At 42.9% G+C, this 18,838-nt stretch carries 17 protein-coding genes; 4 read left to right on the top strand and 13 right to left on the bottom strand.

Translation table 11 applies throughout. The features are described 5' to 3' along the window. Position 1: 1 nt before the first annotated feature. Positions 2 to 532, bottom strand: coding sequence for a gamma carbonic anhydrase family protein (locus KXV15_RS02165; protein ID WP_240006515.1), 531 nt, complete (start codon positions 530 to 532; stop codon positions 2 to 4). Between the two features lie 370 nt (positions 533 to 902). On the opposite strand from KXV15_RS02165, the gene KXV15_RS02170 reads away from it, so the two are divergent. Next, complete coding sequence (locus KXV15_RS02170; protein WP_240006516.1) at positions 903 to 1,655, top strand: PhoH family protein; 753 nt, start codon at positions 903 to 905, stop codon at positions 1,653 to 1,655. 5 nt (positions 1,656 to 1,660) lie between these two features. On the opposite strand, the gene KXV15_RS02175 is transcribed toward KXV15_RS02170, so the two are convergent. From KXV15_RS02175 to KXV15_RS02205, 7 genes are all read right to left on the bottom strand, one after another. Continuing rightward, positions 1,661 to 2,137 (bottom strand): hypothetical protein, encoded by a 477-nt coding sequence (locus KXV15_RS02175; RefSeq protein ID WP_240006517.1) that lies wholly within the window; start codon positions 2,135 to 2,137, stop codon positions 1,661 to 1,663. A 51-nt stretch (positions 2,138 to 2,188) separates the two neighbouring features. Next, complete coding sequence (locus KXV15_RS02180) at positions 2,189 to 3,217, bottom strand: methyl-accepting chemotaxis protein (RefSeq protein WP_240006518.1); 1,029 nt, start codon at positions 3,215 to 3,217, stop codon at positions 2,189 to 2,191. Between the two features lie 169 nt (positions 3,218 to 3,386). Next, positions 3,387 to 3,599, bottom strand: coding sequence for a DUF3126 family protein (locus KXV15_RS02185; protein ID WP_240006519.1), 213 nt, complete (start codon positions 3,597 to 3,599; stop codon positions 3,387 to 3,389). A gap of 109 nt (positions 3,600 to 3,708) precedes the next feature. Next, positions 3,709 to 5,085, bottom strand: coding sequence for a holdfast anchor protein HfaD (gene hfaD / locus KXV15_RS02190; protein ID WP_240006520.1), 1,377 nt, complete (start codon positions 5,083 to 5,085; stop codon positions 3,709 to 3,711). 299 nt (positions 5,086 to 5,384) lie between these two features. Then, on the bottom strand, positions 5,385 to 5,945 hold the full coding sequence (locus KXV15_RS02195) for an ActR/PrrA/RegA family redox response regulator transcription factor (RefSeq protein WP_240006521.1): 561 nt from the start codon (positions 5,943 to 5,945) through the stop codon (positions 5,385 to 5,387). Between the two features lie 159 nt (positions 5,946 to 6,104). Further along, on the bottom strand, positions 6,105 to 6,977 hold the full coding sequence (locus tag KXV15_RS02200) for an SIMPL domain-containing protein (protein ID WP_240006522.1): 873 nt from the start codon (positions 6,975 to 6,977) through the stop codon (positions 6,105 to 6,107). A gap of 82 nt (positions 6,978 to 7,059) precedes the next feature. After that, a complete protein-coding gene (locus KXV15_RS02205; RefSeq protein ID WP_240006523.1) occupies positions 7,060 to 8,391 on the bottom strand; it encodes an ActS/PrrB/RegB family redox-sensitive histidine kinase in 1,332 nt (443 codons plus the stop codon). A gap of 52 nt (positions 8,392 to 8,443) precedes the next feature. On the opposite strand from KXV15_RS02205, the gene KXV15_RS02210 reads away from it, so the two are divergent. The 3 genes from KXV15_RS02210 to KXV15_RS02220 all read left to right on the top strand — a co-directional run bounded on the left by KXV15_RS02210 (position 8,444) and on the right by KXV15_RS02220 (position 11,057). Next, positions 8,444 to 9,121, top strand: a complete 678-nt coding sequence (locus KXV15_RS02210; protein ID WP_240006524.1) for an SCO family protein — start codon at positions 8,444 to 8,446, stop codon at positions 9,119 to 9,121. 65 nt (positions 9,122 to 9,186) lie between these two features. Continuing rightward, a complete protein-coding gene (locus tag KXV15_RS02215) occupies positions 9,187 to 10,437 on the top strand; it encodes a polyhydroxyalkanoate depolymerase (RefSeq protein WP_240006525.1) in 1,251 nt (416 codons plus the stop codon). A gap of 158 nt (positions 10,438 to 10,595) precedes the next feature. Continuing rightward, the gene (locus KXV15_RS02220) at positions 10,596 to 11,057 is read left to right on the top strand and encodes a hypothetical protein (protein WP_240006526.1); all 462 of its coding nucleotides are present in this window, start codon (positions 10,596 to 10,598) and stop codon (positions 11,055 to 11,057) included. Here the strand turns inward: KXV15_RS02220 and KXV15_RS02225 are convergent, their stop codons facing one another. The 5 genes from KXV15_RS02225 to addB all read right to left on the bottom strand — a co-directional run bounded on the left by KXV15_RS02225 (position 11,058) and on the right by addB (position 18,788). After that, complete coding sequence (locus tag KXV15_RS02225; protein ID WP_240006527.1) at positions 11,058 to 11,336, bottom strand: HPr family phosphocarrier protein; 279 nt, start codon at positions 11,334 to 11,336, stop codon at positions 11,058 to 11,060. It abuts the gene before it with no gap. Between the two features lie 40 nt (positions 11,337 to 11,376). Continuing rightward, positions 11,377 to 11,775 carry a PTS sugar transporter subunit IIA gene (locus tag KXV15_RS02230; protein ID WP_240006528.1) on the bottom strand — a complete coding sequence of 133 codons (399 nt, stop codon included), beginning with the start codon at positions 11,773 to 11,775 and terminating at the stop codon, positions 11,377 to 11,379. Between the two features lie 23 nt (positions 11,776 to 11,798). Next, entirely contained in the window at positions 11,799 to 12,119 is a 321-nt protein-coding gene (gene trxA, locus KXV15_RS02235) for a thioredoxin (protein ID WP_240006529.1), read from the bottom strand. 137 nt (positions 12,120 to 12,256) lie between these two features. Next, a complete protein-coding gene (addA, locus tag KXV15_RS02240; protein ID WP_240006530.1) occupies positions 12,257 to 15,715 on the bottom strand; it encodes a double-strand break repair helicase AddA in 3,459 nt (1,152 codons plus the stop codon). Further along, on the bottom strand, positions 15,708 to 18,788 hold the full coding sequence (addB, locus tag KXV15_RS02245; RefSeq protein ID WP_240006531.1) for a double-strand break repair protein AddB: 3,081 nt from the start codon (positions 18,786 to 18,788) through the stop codon (positions 15,708 to 15,710). The genes addA and addB overlap by 8 nt, the downstream gene beginning before the upstream one ends. Positions 18,789 to 18,838: the final 50 nt, after the last annotated feature.

Raw genomic sequence — 18,838 nt, forward strand, 5'->3', positions numbered from 1 at the left:
TCTAATCTCTAGGGCTTAGTTCGGCCCTATAGCGTTTCCAGTTTTCAACATAATGTGCCGCAGACTTTAAAAGTGCCGCGTGTTGTTCTGGCGTGGTTTCGCGAATAATTTTGCCGGGCGCACCCATTACCAATGAATTATCGGGAATTACCTTGCCTTCTGGAATTAATGCCTTGGCGCCAATAATGCAATTTTTGCCAATTTTTGCATGGTTCATAATTACTGCGCCTATGCCAATTAGTGAATTATCGCCAATCTCGCAGCCATGAAGCATCGCCATATGACCAACAGTTACGTTTTTACCGATGGTAAGTGGTGCGCCCATATCGGTGTGCAGGACGCTACCATCCTGAATATTGCTGTTTTCACCAATAACTAATGGTTCGTTATCGCCGCGAAGAACGGCATTAAACCAAATGCTGGCATTTTCATGCAAAACGCATTTACCAATTAAGACTGCTGTGGGGGCGACCCAATAATTACCACTTGCGGGATAGGTTGGTGAAAAATTGCCTAAATTATATGCTGTCATTGCCGAACCTTATATTTTTTGACATGTTTTTGTGACATTAACTCTTCATTAAACATTGTAAATGAACCTTATCATTATAAAGTTATCTGAGTCGATAATACTTTGATACTAACAAGCCTTGTAGAAGGAGACCGCAATATGGTCTTTGGTGTTTCTTAATTGGCGGCCGCGTGGCAAAAATCTGCCATAGGCAATTTTACCCCGCAGATGTCAGAGGGGGCTTGTTTTTTTCGTATAAAATTCCATATTTTCATTATGGCCCTAATAAAAATAAAAAAGGGGCATAGCATCATTTTGCCGAAAATGGCGCGTTTGCGCTATTCCGGCGCATACCAATGCCAGAATGGCGTTAATCAGGAGAGGTGCAGACATGGCTAAACGACCAAATACCCGCAAAACCCGTGAGCATATTCATCACGAGAATGAAGGCGAAAATAATGTTCGTTCATTATTTGGCTGGTCTCCCTTGGGCAATGATGAAGAAGAAAGGCGCGATCAACGCTTTCTACGTCATGTCAAACCACGTTCTGATGGCCAAGAAAATTTGATGAAGGCAATTGATAATTCGCCTTTGATTGTTGCGATTGGCCCTGCTGGTACTGGTAAAACCTATCTTGCGGTTTCCAAGGCAGTTGAGGCGTTGGAATCGGGGCAAGTTTCACGAATTATCCTTTCGCGCCCTGCGGTAGAAGCGGGGGAATCACTGGGCTATTTACCCGGCCATGTTGAAGATAAATTGGGCCCATATTTGCGACCACTTCTTGATGCGCTATCCGACAGATTATCACCAAAGCGCCTAAAAATGCTTATGAGTGAGGGGATTATCGAAATTGCGCCAGTTGGCTTTATGCGCGGTCGTACCCTTAACAATGCTTTTGTGGTAATTGATGAGGCGCAAAACTGTACATATGGGCAATTGAAAATGTTGCTAACCCGATTGGGTTGGAATTCAACCATGGTGGTAACGGGTGACCCGCACCAAACCGATTTATTACCTGAAATGTCGGGTCTTGCGCAAATCGCCAACCAGCTTGAAAAAGTTGAAGATATTGCGGTGGTTCGATTAGAAGCCAAAGATATTGTTCGCCACCCACTTGTGGCATCGATGTTAAAAGTACTTTAGGCTTACTATTTCTTTTGACCAAAAAGTTCGGGGAATGTGGTCATATATTCTTGGAAATATACGCTGCATTGCCCAACTTTTTCGTCACGTTTTTGGTCAAGCATATTTGCGGCGCGCCATGCCCAATATGAGGTGGCTTCATTATTATAGCTTTCTTTGGCAATATCCATAACAATTTTACCAGCTTCTTCGGCGGTAATTTTGCGATCTACCATAAGACGGTCGCGCGCCATTCCGGCAATCATATTGGCATTATCAGCAAGCGCCTTTTTTTGAATTTCATCTTTAATTTCATAATTGGCACTTATGTATGTCATTTTTCCAGCGCAGTCAGTTAATGTATAATACCAAGCCTCATTTGAAGTTTTCTCACCAATTTTGACTTTATGCTCCGCATCCTTTGCAAATGCATGAGGTGCCATCAAAAATGATGCCATCAAAGATAATGCCCCAATAGATATAGATTTAACCATGCGCGTCATGCTTCACCTCTTTTTTCTAAGAGATATTATAAAATTAAGTTTTTGCAATCTTTATTTTGATGCAATGACCCCATACCAGCCAAGACCTTGATATGTTTCATAACCAGGGGTTTTATGAAATGCGATGTGACGCCCATCACTTGTTTTGTGATAGCCACAAATCTCTTTGCCCGGTGCAAAATTTGTAAGCCTTTCAAAAATGCTATGCCCGCTAGAAGCAATTATTTTGTGATTGGCATCAACTAGCATAACTTCAAAAATCTGTTTTTCACGTTCAGACAGTCTAACACCATCAATAATGGCTTTTGCTTGGGGTTGCCAGTCAAAATGAACGCCAAGAACGCCAATAAGTTTGCCGTGAGAGTTACCGTTTTCACGCACGCCACATGAATAAGTTGCGATTTGGGAATTGTTCAAAAGATATTCTGTTGCGATGTCATCAACGGCATAATCATCACCACTTGATTGAGAAACAGCATGTTTAAACCATGGACGGTCAGCAACATTTTTACCAATAACATTATATTGATCGGGACGACCGTTGGCGATTACATTACCCTGTAAATCACAAAGCCATAAATCAAGATACACGGTATAAGCATTCAAGATAACGCCAAGACGTTGACAGGCATATTCGCATTTTTCATCTATTGGGTTTGCACTTGCATCAACAATTGCCGAATCTGTGGCCCACCATCTGACATCGCAGGTGCGCTCATAGAGGTTTCTATCAATAAGTTCGACAGCGTTAAGTGATAAGTCAATCAAACGGTTTCCCATTGATTGTTCCGCCATTTTTGTAGTGGCGGCTTCTAATTCTTCAATCTCATCACCCAATTCTTTGGACAGCGCGTTGGATAGGGTTTCAACATTTTGTGAAATGGTTTTTACTTCTTCTGCAACAACAGAAAACCCGCGTCCCATGTCGCCGGCGCGTTTTGCCTCAATTAATGCATTTAGTGATAATATCCGCAAATTTGCGGTAATTTCTTGAATTTCGCGAACTTTGTTTCTGGCAATATCTTTTGCTGCTGCGGTCTTTTCGGCGATGTCGCGAATGTCGATTTCATGCTCACTCATTGCTTGTTCCTATGATTTGAAAACAAACAATGAGTGTGTTGGTAAATGAAAACTTAAAGGGCGAAAGTTACCGCATAGTATTGCTGAACGTATTTAGGGTTGCCTAAAAAAACACCCTAAATGCCTTTGATTGGGGCATAATTATGCCCCAAATTTTAAGAACCCAAGTTTAAGAATCCAAGTCGATATCTAAAATCGCCATTTCAAAGATATAAGATGTTTCACCTTCATCTTCGTCAAGGTAAACCAAACCTAGGAATTCTTCACCTTTGTAAACCTCAACCGAATCGTCATCGGTTTTGCGGCTTTGTAATTTCAAATCTGATGCACCAAATGTTTTATTCAAATGTGCTTCTACTCGTTTCCAGTCCGGCTTTGCCATAATATTCCTCAACTAATAATTCTTTCCCTTAATAAACATATTCGCAAATAAAAAAAGGGGCAGTTCGCAACGAACTGCCCATGAAGTATTTTAGGAGTTTAGAATTAGATTAGTTTGAACCTTTGGCAATAAAAGTTGCATTATTGCCAACAGCCATTGCAGAACCAACCAATGAACCTGATGAACCACCAGTAATGTTGGTGCTTGCATAAACATTGCCATAGTTAGTTTGTGAAGTTTGAGAGTTCATTCTTACGCTTCCGCCATTGCAACCAGCGCAAACGAAGCCAGTGATAGTGTTGCCAACTGCAAAGCTGTTTGCACCACCAACGCCGCCCATTGATGAAGAACCCATGAAGTTTGCAGTCGCACTTACGTTGCCATAGTTGTTTTGCGCCATAATAAGGTTTGCATCATCACCGATGTTTGAAATCAATACACCGTTACCAGTTGCAGAAGCATCGGCATAAGCAGTGTTGCCCCAATCATTAAGAACGATTTCGCTGTTTGCAGTTACTGAATCATTGGTTTCTTGGTTGCCGCTAAGGTTTACGCGGCCCCATTCGTTGGTGATTGAAGTATTGTTACCATATGCAGTAGAAATCGCCGCCGCATCATTTGCGATACCAACGCTTACTGCGGTTTCAGCAACAACTGGCGCATAAGTTTTTTGTTCAATTTCAGAGTTGATTTCTGCATGCTGACCAGCAGTTACATGAGAGTTACCAGCCGCAACAGATTGCGCATTAACATAACCAAATACGGTGTTACCTTCAACATAAGTAGAAGCAACAGTGTTTGACGCATTATATTGACCGCTTTGGTTTTGAAGATAGCCATTTGCCACTGCGGTATTGAAATTGTTTCCTGCAACTTGGGTCACTGCATCAATATTGTCAGCACGGTCAACAGATACGGTGTTTACGCCAAAAATGTTTTTTCCATAAAGGGTTTCTTGTTGCATATAGGTATAGGTTGCGTTGTTAAGGCCAACCACTTGTCCGCTATTGCCTTGTGCTGTTACGTTTGAATAAGTGTCACCATGTGCATCATCAACAACAACTAATGAATCGGCGATTACATTGCCTTTGGTTGCTTGGTCATATTGTGCATAAAGATCAACAGAGTTTGCAGAACCAGACATAAGGTTGCCAACCGCAGTAGCCGAACCTTCGGTGCCATTTAATACTTCGTGTGCAGAAACAGTTGAATATGATTCAACATTGCCGAATTGGGTTTGTTGGTTGATGTTGCGTTCAACATCGGAACCAAGATCGCAAGGACCTCTTAGGGTGCAGCCTTCTGTTGCAGTAGTGGTTTCTTGATTGCCGCCACATGCAGTTGTTTGGTTGCATGAAGTGTCTTGAGTAGCCGCAGGTGCATCATTGCCGCAAGTTGGGGTTTGGTTGCAAGTGCCTGCCATTGCTACTGCTGGCGCAAAACCAAGTGCTAAAACCGATACAGTGAATTTTACTACGTTTTTCATTTTATAAACTCCTAAAACTTTTTTTGTTTGCGGCTTGTGCCGCTTGTTGTGATGTCAAGGAGGTCGCGAGTTTTGTGCCAACATTGGGAATTTGGCAGGTTTGCATTCCCTAATTTAGAGAATTTAGAGCAAAAAATACAATAAAAACAATAAATAACCCGTGCCAAAAATCTTGGCACAGGGTGTTTAAAATCAAAATTTAGGGTGGTGAAATTCTGTCCAAAAATGAAAAAACCGGGGTTTGATACAAACCCCGGCGTTTATTTTGTTTCATTTTGAAACAGATTTAAGAATGTGATTTATTTTGGTGCGCGCTTGGCAAGGATACGCTGCAAAGTGCGGCGGTGCATATTTAGGCGGCGCGCAGTTTCCGAAACATTGTGCCCACATAGTTCATATACACGTTGAATATGTTCCCATTTAACGCGGTCAGCAGACATTGGGTTTTCTGGTGGCTCTGGCAAAGTATCCTGAATTGCCAATAATGCCTTCATAACATCATCGGCATCTGCTGGTTTTGCCAAATAATCCGCAGCCCCCGCCTTTACTGCTGCAACGGCTGTTGCGATATTACCGTAACCAGTAAGCATGACCACACGTGATTCAGGGCGAAGGTTGTGCATCTCTTCGACAACTGTCAAGCCATTGCCATCTTCTAAGCGCATATCGAATACACCAAATGCCGGTGGTTTTTCGCGGACGATTGCCAAAGCCTCGGCAACAGAGCTTGCAACACTTACTTGAAACCCTCGTGATTCAAGTGCGCGTGACAAACGCATACGCAATGGACCATCATCATCCATTACCAATAGTGTCTTATCCGGAATGCCTTCCAAAATTTCTTCGTATTTGTTGGTCATATTATATTTATCTCAACTTATTTTTATAACGGCAATTTGGTTTTATGTCCCAGTTTATAGCCACACATTTGTTGCACGTAAAGTGCATAAACTGAATAGATGAAAAACAGCTATATAAAGCGTGATTTTATGTCTTTTATAGGCATTAGAATGCAATAATTACCAATCAATAGCGTAAACCATACAAACCGATGCATTCATGGTATGTTTGTCGGGTGCGGACGGCATAATTAAATCATTCGCTTGTAATATTGATTTTTGGCTTGGCGGTGGTGGCGGTGACGCAAAAGCCGTAATTGGGGAAGGTGGTGGCGCGCCAGTTATATTATATTCCCTACTATATTCATTGCCATTTTCTGTCGTCGGTGAGCTAAGGCATTGGGTTTGCCCTTCTTGCACCACCAAAAGCCTTAATTTTTTACCCTGGGCAATAATATCGGCGCGTGCTTGTCCATCTTCGATTGCCGCCTTGAATAAGAATCGCGACTGTTCTGTTGTTGGTACAAAATCATAGCTTTCTGTGCCGTTCATGTTGCTATTGCCAATGGCAAGCATTTCCGCCTTTAATTGCGGCACAAGGTTAAGTTTTTCGGTGGTTATAGAAATATCCCAATAAAGGGCATAGTTTTCAATTTTGTCTTCACGTGTGTTTTCAATTTTATTGCCGTCTTTATCTTTATATTGTTGGTAAATTGCCACGCGGCGATAATTCACGGTGATTGAATCATCCTTGCCCAACATTGTTTTTACTTTGTCGATCACAGGCTTTGTGCGCTTGGTTAAAATGGCAAGCCCTTCATCGGCATTATCATTTATTTCGCGCACCGAAAAACTCATGGTGGCGCGATTGGGGTTAAACATAACATTGGCGCGCCCAATGATTTCGGCAACGGGTTTATCAATCCAATACGGTTTTATCGCGGCATAAGGGGGATTGTCGGATGGCCCAGAAACAATTTTTGTGGCATTTTGTGCGAATGCAATGCCGGGGGCAGAAAGAGATATTATTAAAGCCAGTTTTAATTTATTCATAATGCCATGCCTTTTAAACCATTATTGATTTGGTTTCAAAAGACTAGCAGCCAATAATAATATTGCAATCAGAGAATTAATTTTACTCTTTATATTCTAAATCATCGCGTGACCAAACCACGCGAACAATTGCACCAGATTTTGGGCTTGCTTGATTCCCAAAGCGCACATGCCCACCGGAGCGTTCAAGCAATGTTTTGGCGATAAAGAAACCCAATCCCATACCTTCACGTATTTGCGCCCCACTAGAGCCATGTCCACGAGTTGTTACATAAGGCTCACCAAGGCGGGGTAAGATATCGGGGTCAAAACCACGACCATCATCAACGATTTCAACCTCGATAACGCGATTATTCCACATACACCGAATTATAAGCTTTTCCTTGGCATATTGCAGGCCGTTTTCAATGAAATTGCCAAGGCCGTACAAAACCTCTGGCATACGGTGCACGATAAGAACCGCATCTTCACTTGGCGGGTTAATGTCAAAAAGAACTGCTTTGTCGATTTGGCTATGTCGCCCTGCGGCCTCTTGCAATAATTGCCCGATAGGAAGTTTTTCAACCGTTGGGTCGGTAATATATTTTTGTAAAGACAAGTTACGCAATATATCACGACAACGCAGTGATTGTTCATAAATCAATTGCGCATCTTCTTGGGATTGCCCGCTTTTAAGATCGCGCACCATTTCTTTGGATGTAAGTTGTATGGTGGCAAGTGGGGTGCCAAGTTCGTGTGCCGCCGCCGCCGCAAGTCCACCTACCGCCGCCAATTGTTGTTCTTTGGCAAGGATTTTTTGGGTTGCAATTAAGGCGTCGGCAAGGCGCATTTCTTCGGCAGAAACACGGAATGCATAGGCGGTGGTAAATAAAAGGCCGATTATAATACCAATTGCCAGACCGCTTTTGTATAATTGTGGTAATTCAATGCCATATGATTGATACCACGGCAAAGGCATGGCGTTATAATGTAAAAAGGTAACGCACGCCATCGCAAGAACGACAATGAATAATACCCAACGTGGTCTTAAAGTTGCCGCAGCAATGGTTGCGGGCGCAATAACCAAAACCGAGAATGGGTTGGTGATGCCGCCAGTTAAATAAAGCAGGAATGTGAGCTGTAAAAGATCAAATGATAATTGTGTTGTTGCTTCCCATGACTTTAATAGTCTTTGCGATGGTAATGCAAAGGCAAGTATAATATTAATCCAGGACGATACCGCAACCGCCCCAAAGCACCATGCCAATGGTAGAGGAAAGTGAAACAAAAAACCAACGACAATGATTGCAATCGACTGCCCTATGATTGCAAGCCAGCGTAATGCGACAAGCGTCCGAAGCCTAAGACGTCCCGAAAATTCCATGCGGGTCGTTTTAAGATTATTTTCTGCTTTTATTGCTTCACTATTAGCCATAAATAATAGAAATACACATATTGTTTTTTTTTAGAAGCGATTTTTAGCAGATATGTCAAAACTTCCTAAAACAACCAATCTAAATTTTGGTATTATCGCGCCGGCGGCGGCAATTTTAGTTATTATTGGTGTTGCTGGTTATCAATTTATTGATCGTGGTGGTCTTAAAAAAGTGGATGGGGTTGATGATGCCTGCACCACACGATCATTTGCTGAAATTGGTGGGCCTTTTGAACTGGTAAACCAAGATAATGTTAAATTCACCGACAAGGATTTGTTGGGAAAGCCTGCGTTGCTTTATTTTGGTTATACATATTGCCCCGATGTTTGCCCAACTTCTTTGACCTATATGGGCGCGGCAATGAATGCACTTGAAGAGCAGGATCCAAAATTACGCAAAGAAATACAAACCGTTTTTATTACAATTGACCCCGCCCGTGATACGCCAAAGAAAATGAAGGAATATATTGTTTCTGGTGGCTTCCCATCTGGCCTTATTGGTCTGTCTGGTAGTGAAGAGCAAATTAACAAGGCCGCCAAAGAATATAAGGTTGGTTTCAAAAAAGTTGTGCCGCCGAATGCCGCGCCAGAAGATTATGTGATGGACCATACATCAATTATCTATATGCTTGACCGCAAGGGAAAGCTCGCGACCTTTTTCTCTGATCAAACTAATCCGAAAAAGATGGCGCAATGTATTGCGGCATTGGATAAAGATAGCAAGCATTAAACAAACTTTACTCAAACGCCGTTTTATGGCATTTATTGTGCGCCGCACCAATTCGGGAGAGAAGTTTGCTTTATTCTATGCTTGAATGGCAGCGTGCCGCCCTAATGCCATTGCGTGCGGCCAATGCTGTTAATTCTTATTGGCTTGAAAGCCCTTTAAACCCTTTTGCGGAAAATGAGATTGTTAAAAACATGGCTGCTGCGGCGCGCCTGTTTGATGATATCACTAAAAATTATAGTGAACCTGAATGGCGAATTGATAATTGCACAATTGATAATCAAGATGTTGCGATTACACCTGAAACCGTATGGCGGGGGGATTGGTGCCGCCTTGTCCACTTTAAAAAGAATGTTGCAGACCAGCCCAAAACAGTTGTTGATTACATAAATAAAAGCCCAAAGGTTTTAATTGTCGCGCCATTATCAGGGCATTTTGCAACCCTTTTGCGCGGCACTGTGCAAGGGTTTTTACCCGACCATGATGTTTATATTACCGATTGGGCGGATGCCAAAAATGTTCCTCTTTCATGCGGGCGTTTCGATTTGGATGACTATATCGATTACGTGCGCAATATGATTAACCATCTTGGCAAGGGGGTGAATGTTCTTGCGGTTTGCCAACCTGGGCCACCGGTTTTGGCGGCAATCGCCATGATGAGCGAAGACGGCGACGAGAATGTTCCTGATACGATGTGCTTTGTTGGTTCCCCAATTGATGCACGAAAATCACCAACAATTGCCAACCAGCTTGCCGAAGATCGCCCGTTTACATGGTTTAAATCAAATATGATTTATAGCGTCCCAATGAATTATCCGGGCGCGATGCGGAGGGTTTATCCGGGGTTTGTGCAATTAATATCTTTTATGTCGCTTAACCAAGACCGCCACCTTGATGCACATAAAAAATATTTTGATGATTTGGTAAAGGGGGACGGGGAATCAACTGCCCGTCACCGCGAATTTTACGATGAATATCTTTCTGTGCTTGATTTAACCGAAGAATTTTATCTGCAAACCGTTGAAAAGGTTTTTCAAGAACATCATTTAGCGCTTGGAAAATTTTATCATCGTGGTCGGTTGGTGCGTCCAGAAAAAATCACGCACACCGCACTTTTAACCATTGAGGGTGAGCTTGATGATATTTCAGGTATAGGCCAGACCCAAGCCGCACATGACCTTTGCACAGGTATTCCCGCCCATAAACAAAAAGACCATATCCAAAAAGGGGTTGGGCATTACGGCGTGTTCAACGGCAAAAAATTCAATAAATACATTTACCCAATTCAAAGAGATTTTATTCGCGAACATTCAAAATGATTCCGCGCTATATCGGAATTTTATTAAGATGCCGCCCTTCTTTTTTTCTTTGCTTTCATCACAGCAGTAAAAGACACTTTTTATTTTTCACACCCTTATTAAATTTTTAACTTGCGAATGATTTGCAATAGCGATATGTTAAAAATATGGAGTGGCAGATGTTACAGAATATTGATACAAATCATTTTGAAGATAATCGCGCTTTGGCGCATATGAACGTTAATTTTGATGATCTTGGCTCGCAAGAGATGCCAAGGTTTCTAGTGCTTTGGGCATTGCGTGCTTGTATAATGGGTAATGGCGCGGGGTCATTTCATTGCCGTGGGTTATTAAAGGCGATTCATGACTGGTTTGGTAGCGATGCCGATGAATTAATTCATAGTGCCCAAATAATCGCGTGGGCCAATAATCAAGCGGGTGATATTGATATGCGCTTTAAACCCACCGGTGCAGAAGGTTTTAGATATGAGGAGCAGGCACTATTCGCAACCATTGACGCAATTAATGACAACAATATGCGCGCGGCAAATGATTTGTGCCAAAATTTAACCGGCTATTTAAGTGATATAGCCTTTGGCTCTTTTATTTCTTTGGCAAAAATTATGCGCAAGGTGGCGTGATTATTCACCTTCGCCAAACTTGTCATTCACCAATTCTTCGAGTGCGTTAAGTGCGGCCTCTGCGGTATCGCCTTCGGCAGAAACTTCAATTGATGAGCCAATACCAGCCGCCAGCATCATTAAATCCATAATTGAATAGCCCGATACTTCTTCGCCATCTTTTGAGACGATAATATTGGCATCCGGATATTCATTTGCCGTAACCGCGAACTTCGAACTCGCGCGGGCATGAAGGCCCCGTTTGTTCGTTATATTCAGGGTTTTTGTTAATTTTGTCATTTCCCCCACCCCCATTTGTTTTTAATTTGCCACCTTTATTCTAGTTTGCCAAAAGTGATGACACCACCGCAATATATTTACGCGCCGCATCTTGGGAAGCGAAGGCGGCGCGTGCAATTGATTCGGTTTTTCTAACTTCGGCAAGTTTAATAAGCATTGGCAGATTTGCCCCCGCAATCACCTCAAAATTGCCCTTTTCCATAATGGAAATTGCAAGGTTTGAAGGTGTGCCGCCAAACATATCGGTAAGGATAATAACACCATCACCAGAATCATTGGCATTGCATGCGTCCAAAATTTCCTGTCGCCTTATGCCCATATCATCTTCGGGGCCGATTGAAATTGGCGTCATTTGAATCTGTTTGCCAACAACATGTTCGGCAGCCTTGACCAATTCAACTGCCAAATCACCGTGACTAACGACAACGACACCAATCATTGAAAAATCCCCGTCCGGCTATATTAAATGCTATCTTTAATCCAACCGTCGATACGATTTTTTGCCATCGCGCCCACCTGGGTCGAGACAACCTTCCCATCCTTGAAAATCATCAGGGTAGGAATGCCGCGAACGCCATATTTCGTTGGTGTCATTGGGTTTTCGTCAATATTGATTTTGGCGATTTTAACCTTGTCACCCATTTCAGTGGCGATTTCTTCCAAAGAAGGGGCAATCATTTTACATGGCCCACACCAAGCCGCCCAAAAATCAACAACCACTGGGGTTGAAGAATTTAATACGTCTTGTTCAAAACTGTCGTCGCTTACTGGTAAAGTTGTCATAATTATCTCCTGACAGACAATGCATAATAGTTATATCTAATATGCAATAATCTATTTTCAAGTTTTTAAATGCAATCCTTATCATTGCTATTTAAATCTGACTGTCAAATGATTTGATTAGTTGAAAAGACATTTATTCAAATTTGTTTTATTTTTGTAACGGCCAAATCCATTATTTCCCCTGAAATTTCCATCAAAAGTGGGATATCAGTCCATAAAAGAGCGCAGATTATTTTATGATTTGGGAATTGGTTTTGTAAAACCGCACGATATGCCGCCATCTGGTTAATATAGACTTTTGGAATATCATCAGCATCTGTGGGCGGTGGACGATTGGTTTTATAATCAAGCACCAATATTTCATTTTCTTTGATGACAAGGCGGTCAATATTACCATTCACAACAATATTATCATCAAGGTTCTTGCCCTTGCCAACTATTGCCACCTCGGCACGGCTATTTTCGCCAAATAAATCCATAAAGCGTTCATCATTTATGATTTTTAGTGCTTGATGAACTATGTCGACTTTCAAATCACTATCAATATTGCGGTTTTTAACCCAATTATGCGCCCAGTCTTCGCGGATTTCAGGCGCGACATTTGGCAAAAGCTCTAGCAAATTGTGGATTAATGCCCCACGCAAATAACGCGACTTTGAGCCACCTAAAAGCGGTGAAACAGTCGGCGGCTCATTATCTTCATCAAAAAGGGCAGAGGGGGCAACCATTTTCGGCGGTGGGTCGAAAACCATCGGTTCATTAATTGCCCAATTGGGAACCTCAATTTTATTTATAGTTTTTGTATTTGCTTCTTTAATCGCAAGGTTTCTATCTGGTTCGTCACCCAAAACCCGAATATTTTTTACTTCGCCCTTGATGACAATTTCTTTTTGTTTGAAATTATCATTTTTAATTAAAGTTTCTTCAAATGCAGCATACCATGAATTTTTATCACGGTCGTTCTTAAATTTATGCCCACAAAGCAAAAGCCTGTCGCGCGCGCGCGTCATGGCAACATATAAAAGACGCGCATCTTCTTCGAGTGATTTTTGATTTGCTGCTTCTTTTAAATCATCAAGCATGGGTAAATTAACAATTTTACCAACCACTAAAAGCGGGGTTTGGAACACAGCATCATAGAAAATATTGCGGTGTGCACCGCCAAGACCGCGTGTTGTATCAGGCAGGATTACAAATGGTGCTTCACGACCTTTGGCCCCATGAACAGTCATTACCTTTACGCCGTCTGAATGTTCGTCAAAATCGCGTTTTTGGGTTCCGCTTTCAAATTCGACCATATCAAGGAATGATAATAAATGCCCGCGCCCCATGCTGTCAGCCTTTAGGGCAAGGTCAAGCAAAACCTCGACCGCCTCTTTGGATTCACGCCCCAAACGTGCAATCAGGCTTTCCCAGCCAGTGCGGCCATCCGATGATTTCCTTTCTAAAACATAGGTTAGGAATTCAAACGGTGTGAATGATGCGCCCTTGTCAGAAATATCGCGTAAGAAGGTTTTGGCGTTGGCAAAAACCGCATCTTCATTATTGCGCAATACTTGCCATAGGCTTTTGCCGCCACGCCCATAGGCCAGCGGGAACAGGTGTTTGTCATCGTCATAAAGGTTGCAGAATACCCCCTTTAAAACGCAGGCAAGGTTAAAATCATCTTCGGGGCGCAATGCAAAGCGACCCAATGCGATTAAATCCATCACCGCAGGGTCTTCTTTGATAATTATTAAATCCGAACCCGCGACTGGAATATTATAATGTTTTAGGCGCTTAATGATTTGATGGAAAAGCGCCTTGCGGGTTTTTACCAAAATCATAAAGTCTTTGGCTTCAATAGGGCGAATATTGTCTTTATCAATATTTATAAAATGCGTGCCATCGGTGCGGCGTTTAATTTCAAGTGCGATATTTTCAGCAAGCTGATTAATCGGCGAAGATTCCCTAATTTCATCAAGTGGATGATCCCAAGCTTCACGCTCACTATCATCGGATTTGCCCATTTCAATGTCCCAGATTTCAACTTGTCCCGCTTGTCCGACGCGTGCAGAATAGTGGCGGGTGGGTGCAAATTTAACCTCTGGCGCCTGATTGGGCGGGGTGTATAAATGCCCCCAAACCTCATCAACGGCATCAAGGATGTTTTGCCCGGTGCGGAAGGACATGTTGAAATCAACGTCTTTAAATTCGACATCACCAATATTGGTGATTTGTTTGAATTTACCCAGTTCGGTTAAATAGCGTTCTGGGCTTGCGCCTTGAAATGAATAAATGGATTGCTTGTCATCACCCACAATAAAACGGGTGCGGGCATAGTTTCTTTCACCTGCCTCCAACGCCGATAATAAAGGGTTTAATAAATCCCACTGCTCGGCAGAAGTATCTTGGGATTCGTCAATCAAGACATGCTGCAAACCCATATCGAGTTTATATAAAACCCATAACGCCGAACCTTCATCGCGGTTCAAAAGTTCAGAAGTTTTTTGCAACAAATCCCCAAAATCAAGTTTTGCGGCACGCTGTTTAAGGCGTAAATATTCACTTTTAAATTCGCGCGCAGTTTTGATAAGTAGCAAAGTATCATGGTATATTTTGGCTTTTTGTGCCGCCTGTGCCAAATGCCAAAATTGCCCCATCTGTCCATCTGGAAACTCAGATTTCTCACCAAATAATTTGATAATTGCGGGATGGTTTTCAAGTGCCTTGGTTGCTGGATAACGTTTGGAAAGTTCACCGCTTTTTGTAGTTATTACCCGCAACAGTGCATCAAATTTATCATTATTGTCGGCGGCAAGTGCATCATAGATTTTTTGTGAATTATCTTGTTCGGTCTTGCTGCCACCCGCCAATACATCACCACATTCTTTTAAAAGCCCCATATCAATTACATCGATTGCGCGTGAGATCATTTCATCAAGGGGGGCTATTTCTTCTATTCCAAGGCATTGGACAAGATTATTAGCGATTTCTGAAACCTCGCGGTTTCCTGCCATTTGCGCCGCGTTCAAAAAGCTAAAGGCAAGATTATCAGCCGACAAAATTGCTTTTATATCTTTAAACTCTTGCGGGCTTTTGGCGGCGGCATTCAAAAGTGCCAAATCCATTAATCTTGCAGCCTCGGATTCTTCGATAACTTCAAAATTTGGTGCAATCCCTGCTTCTAGCGGGAAGCGTTTAAGAATGTTTCCGCAAAATGCGTGAATAGTTTCAATTTTCAGGCCGCCTGGTGTTTCAAGTGCGCGTGCAAAAAGTCGCCTTGCTTGTGATAATAATTCATCATCAAGTACTAAATCGGGGTCAAGCTCTTTAAGCCGCTTTTTTAAGTCATCATCTTTTTGGGTGGCCCAATCGCCAAGCGTGTTAAAAAGACGGGTGGTCATTTCCGCCGCCGCTGCCTTGGTATAGGTAACGGCAAGTATCTTTGAAGGATCAGAACCCGCAAGCAAAAGCCGTGCAATCCTATCAATTAAAACCTTGGTTTTGCCTGCACCCGCATTTGCGGATGCCCAAATACTTTTGATTGGGCTTGCGGCAATACGTTGGTTTTTATTGGTGTTATCAAGCAAGACTTGGGTATCAATATTATTCATTGCCACCCCCTTCTGTATCGGTGGCGTTGGCCCATTCAGCACGTCTTGCAAGGCGGTCTGTCATATCTTCATAATTAACTTTGGGCGAAAATTGCGGACGTGGCTTGGAAATATATGGCATGTCGGAATTGCTATATTGTTCAAACAATTTGGTAAGCGTGGTTTGGGTATTATCAATTAAATCTGTTACTTCTAGTATCGGTTTGCCTTTACCCTGATAGCCAGAATATTCCTTAAAAGCGGGGTTGGAATTGCCAATATGAATATGACCAAAGGTTTTTAGTTTTCCAAGCTCGCAGAAGGTTTCACCATCCTTAAAGCCACCGGCATTCTCAAGAATAAAGGCGGTAACAGGTAATTGCGGGCTAATTAATGCCGATATTTGTTTATCGGTCGGTGGAGTGCCGGTTTTATAATCCCAAATTTCAAAATCACCATTTTTATGAACATCAATTCGGTCGATTTTTGCAAAAACCTCCAAGATGCCAGATTTAGTTTCAAACGAATAATCCGCCCATTTTTCGGCATATTGATTTATGTTTTGCTCAAGGCGGGCAATTTCATTGGCGGCAATTAATTCGGCGGTTGCCTCAAGGCGGGTTAATTCATCGTCTAATTCTTCACCATCAAAACCCGCAAGTTTTAATTGTTTGGCAAATTCATCCAGCAATGTTTGTTTGGGGTTTTGGGGAATGCCATTTGCCCAATTGGGAAGAATTTCCATTGCCGCATGAATTGCCGAACCACGCTCTTTTGATGAAACTTCGCCGCCAATCGGTTCAAGATCGCGTAGGCCCAAAATCTTGGTAACATAAAGTTTGTATGGGTCACGTATCCAGGTTTCAATTTGGGTTGCTGAAAATCGTGTTGGGCGTGCCGAAACAGGTGGTCTTGGACGTGGTGCAATATTCAAATTTTGCAATCGATTTGGTAAAAGAGCGCGCGTAATCTCTAATGAATTTGTGCCGCTTTTTAAAATTTCTTCACCTAGTTCTTTACCTAATGCACCGTGTGTAAGTGTTTTTAGACGCCACAAAAACCGTGATGGTACGCTTGGTGATCCTGTCCGTCGTGCCGCACGGGTTATTATTACCCGTTTCCCAGATGCCAATTGTGCAAAGTCATGTGCCGATAACCCAAGGCGCAGGTCACGCGATTGCAGCCCCAATTTCTCGCGCATTGGGCGCGATAAGAAGGGGTCGGTATCGGGTGGTTTGGGCCATACACCTTCATCAAGGCCTGCCAAAATTATTTTATCAAAACTTAAAAGACGTGCCTCAAGTGGGCCAATAATTGCAAGGTACGGGTTTGTACCGCGTGGGCGCACCACCACATTCGTTAGCAATGAATTGATGATATTAATGCCGTCCGACAAATCTTTGGGCGTGAAATCGCCACCGTTTTCAAGTAATTCCGCAAAAAATGCACCAAGTGCATTTCCGGCCTCACCCTTATAAATAAAACCGCCATCGGTATCGCTATTTTGGGCTATCTTTTCACAGGCAAACAACAGGGTTTTTGCCACACTTGCTAGGTCATGGGAGGCTTTAACGGTTTCGATTTCAACCGCAAAATTTTTGATGTTTTGCAGTAGTTTTAACGCCTCATCTTGTTTTGCGTGGGCATCACGCCACGATTTTTCATCTTTTTCTTGGGCAAGATTGATTAAATCATCAATTGTTTGATGTTTGCGTGCGCCACGCAATAAGCCAAGTTCGAATGATGTTGCGCAAACTTTTTTATCCCATGCGCTTAAACCAAAATGGCAATATGGATGCGCAAGCAATGCCGCCAAAACCACGGGATTTCCGTAATCAAGTATGAATTCGCCAATTAGTTTTAAATAAATCCCCAGACGAGTTTCACCAACCCCAATCCCTGAAGATACATCAAGTTCAACACCCCATTTTTGCATTTTTGAAGCAACGCGGCGGGCAATATCCGAACTTGGGGTAATTAGGGCGCAGGTTTGCCCCTGTTCATCAAGGCTTTGCCGCATTTCAAGGGCAATTGCCGTTGCCTCTTCATCCTCTGTATCTGCTTCAATGATGCTTAGGCCTTCTAGGCCATTTTTAATGGTTTCTGTGCCAAGCCTATCAATGGTTTTACGCCAGTCGGCGGTGGCTTCCCGTGGGGTGAGGGCGGTATTAAGAATGATGCGGCGCGCACGCAAATGAGCGGGCGGCAATTCTGAAATTCCCCATTCTTTTACCTCCTCACGCATTATGCCAATAAAGCCAATTGTATCATGCATGGACCTTTGTGGGTGTGAATGATCGCGTGCAATATTTTTCCATTCATCCCCCATGTTTTTATCAAGGCCAGGAAGGACAATCGCCCCCTTTGGCAGGCGGGCAACAATGCGCATAAGACCGCGTGTTGATTGTACCGCACCGGTTGAACCTGCGATAATGACCGGGTGCGTGGGTGGATTTTTTGCCCAGTTTTCGGCTAGTTTTTCAATGGCAAGTCGGCGTCGATGCGCGGGGTCTAGCAATCCCAATGATGCCAAATATTCGGGATAAACAGTGGTAACAATCTCAAGGAATTTGGTCGATAGTTCCCAATGCCCCGCCAATTCTTTTTCTTCGACTAATTCGTGCAATTTGCCCCATTCAACGGGGTTCTCTGGCCCTGCACTTAGTTCGGCACTTTCGAGTAATTCCGCCAAGGCATCAGCCGCACCCAATGCTGCAACGCTATCCGAACTCCAACCACTTGCAGCATTTCTTGCGGCAATGAATTTTGCCAATAGGAATTTGCGCGCCATTGGTGAGATGGTTGGCAAAAGCGCGGCATCAAGCTCTTGTAGGTTTAAATCATCGGGTTCAATATCGCCAAGGGTGCGGATACGAGGTAAAATTGTTGCCTTTTCATCGCGAACTTTCATAAATTCATTGGCAAGTTCACGTGCCGCACGTCTGGTTGGCAAGAAAATTATGGCGTCTGAAAGCCCAAAATCATCGCCGCCCAATTCATTATTCAGACCACGCGCCAATTCACCCAAAAAACGTACATTTGGTTCAATAGTATATACATTGGGTTGATTGTCATTTCTGAATATTGAATTCATTTATTGATTTTTCCTATTAACCCAGTCGCAAATTACTTGCCTTCAGGTAA

Source organism: Pseudaquidulcibacter saccharophilus, from assembly GCF_019455445.1.
Lineage (GTDB): Bacteria > Pseudomonadota > Alphaproteobacteria > Caulobacterales > Aquidulcibacteraceae > Pseudaquidulcibacter > Pseudaquidulcibacter saccharophilus.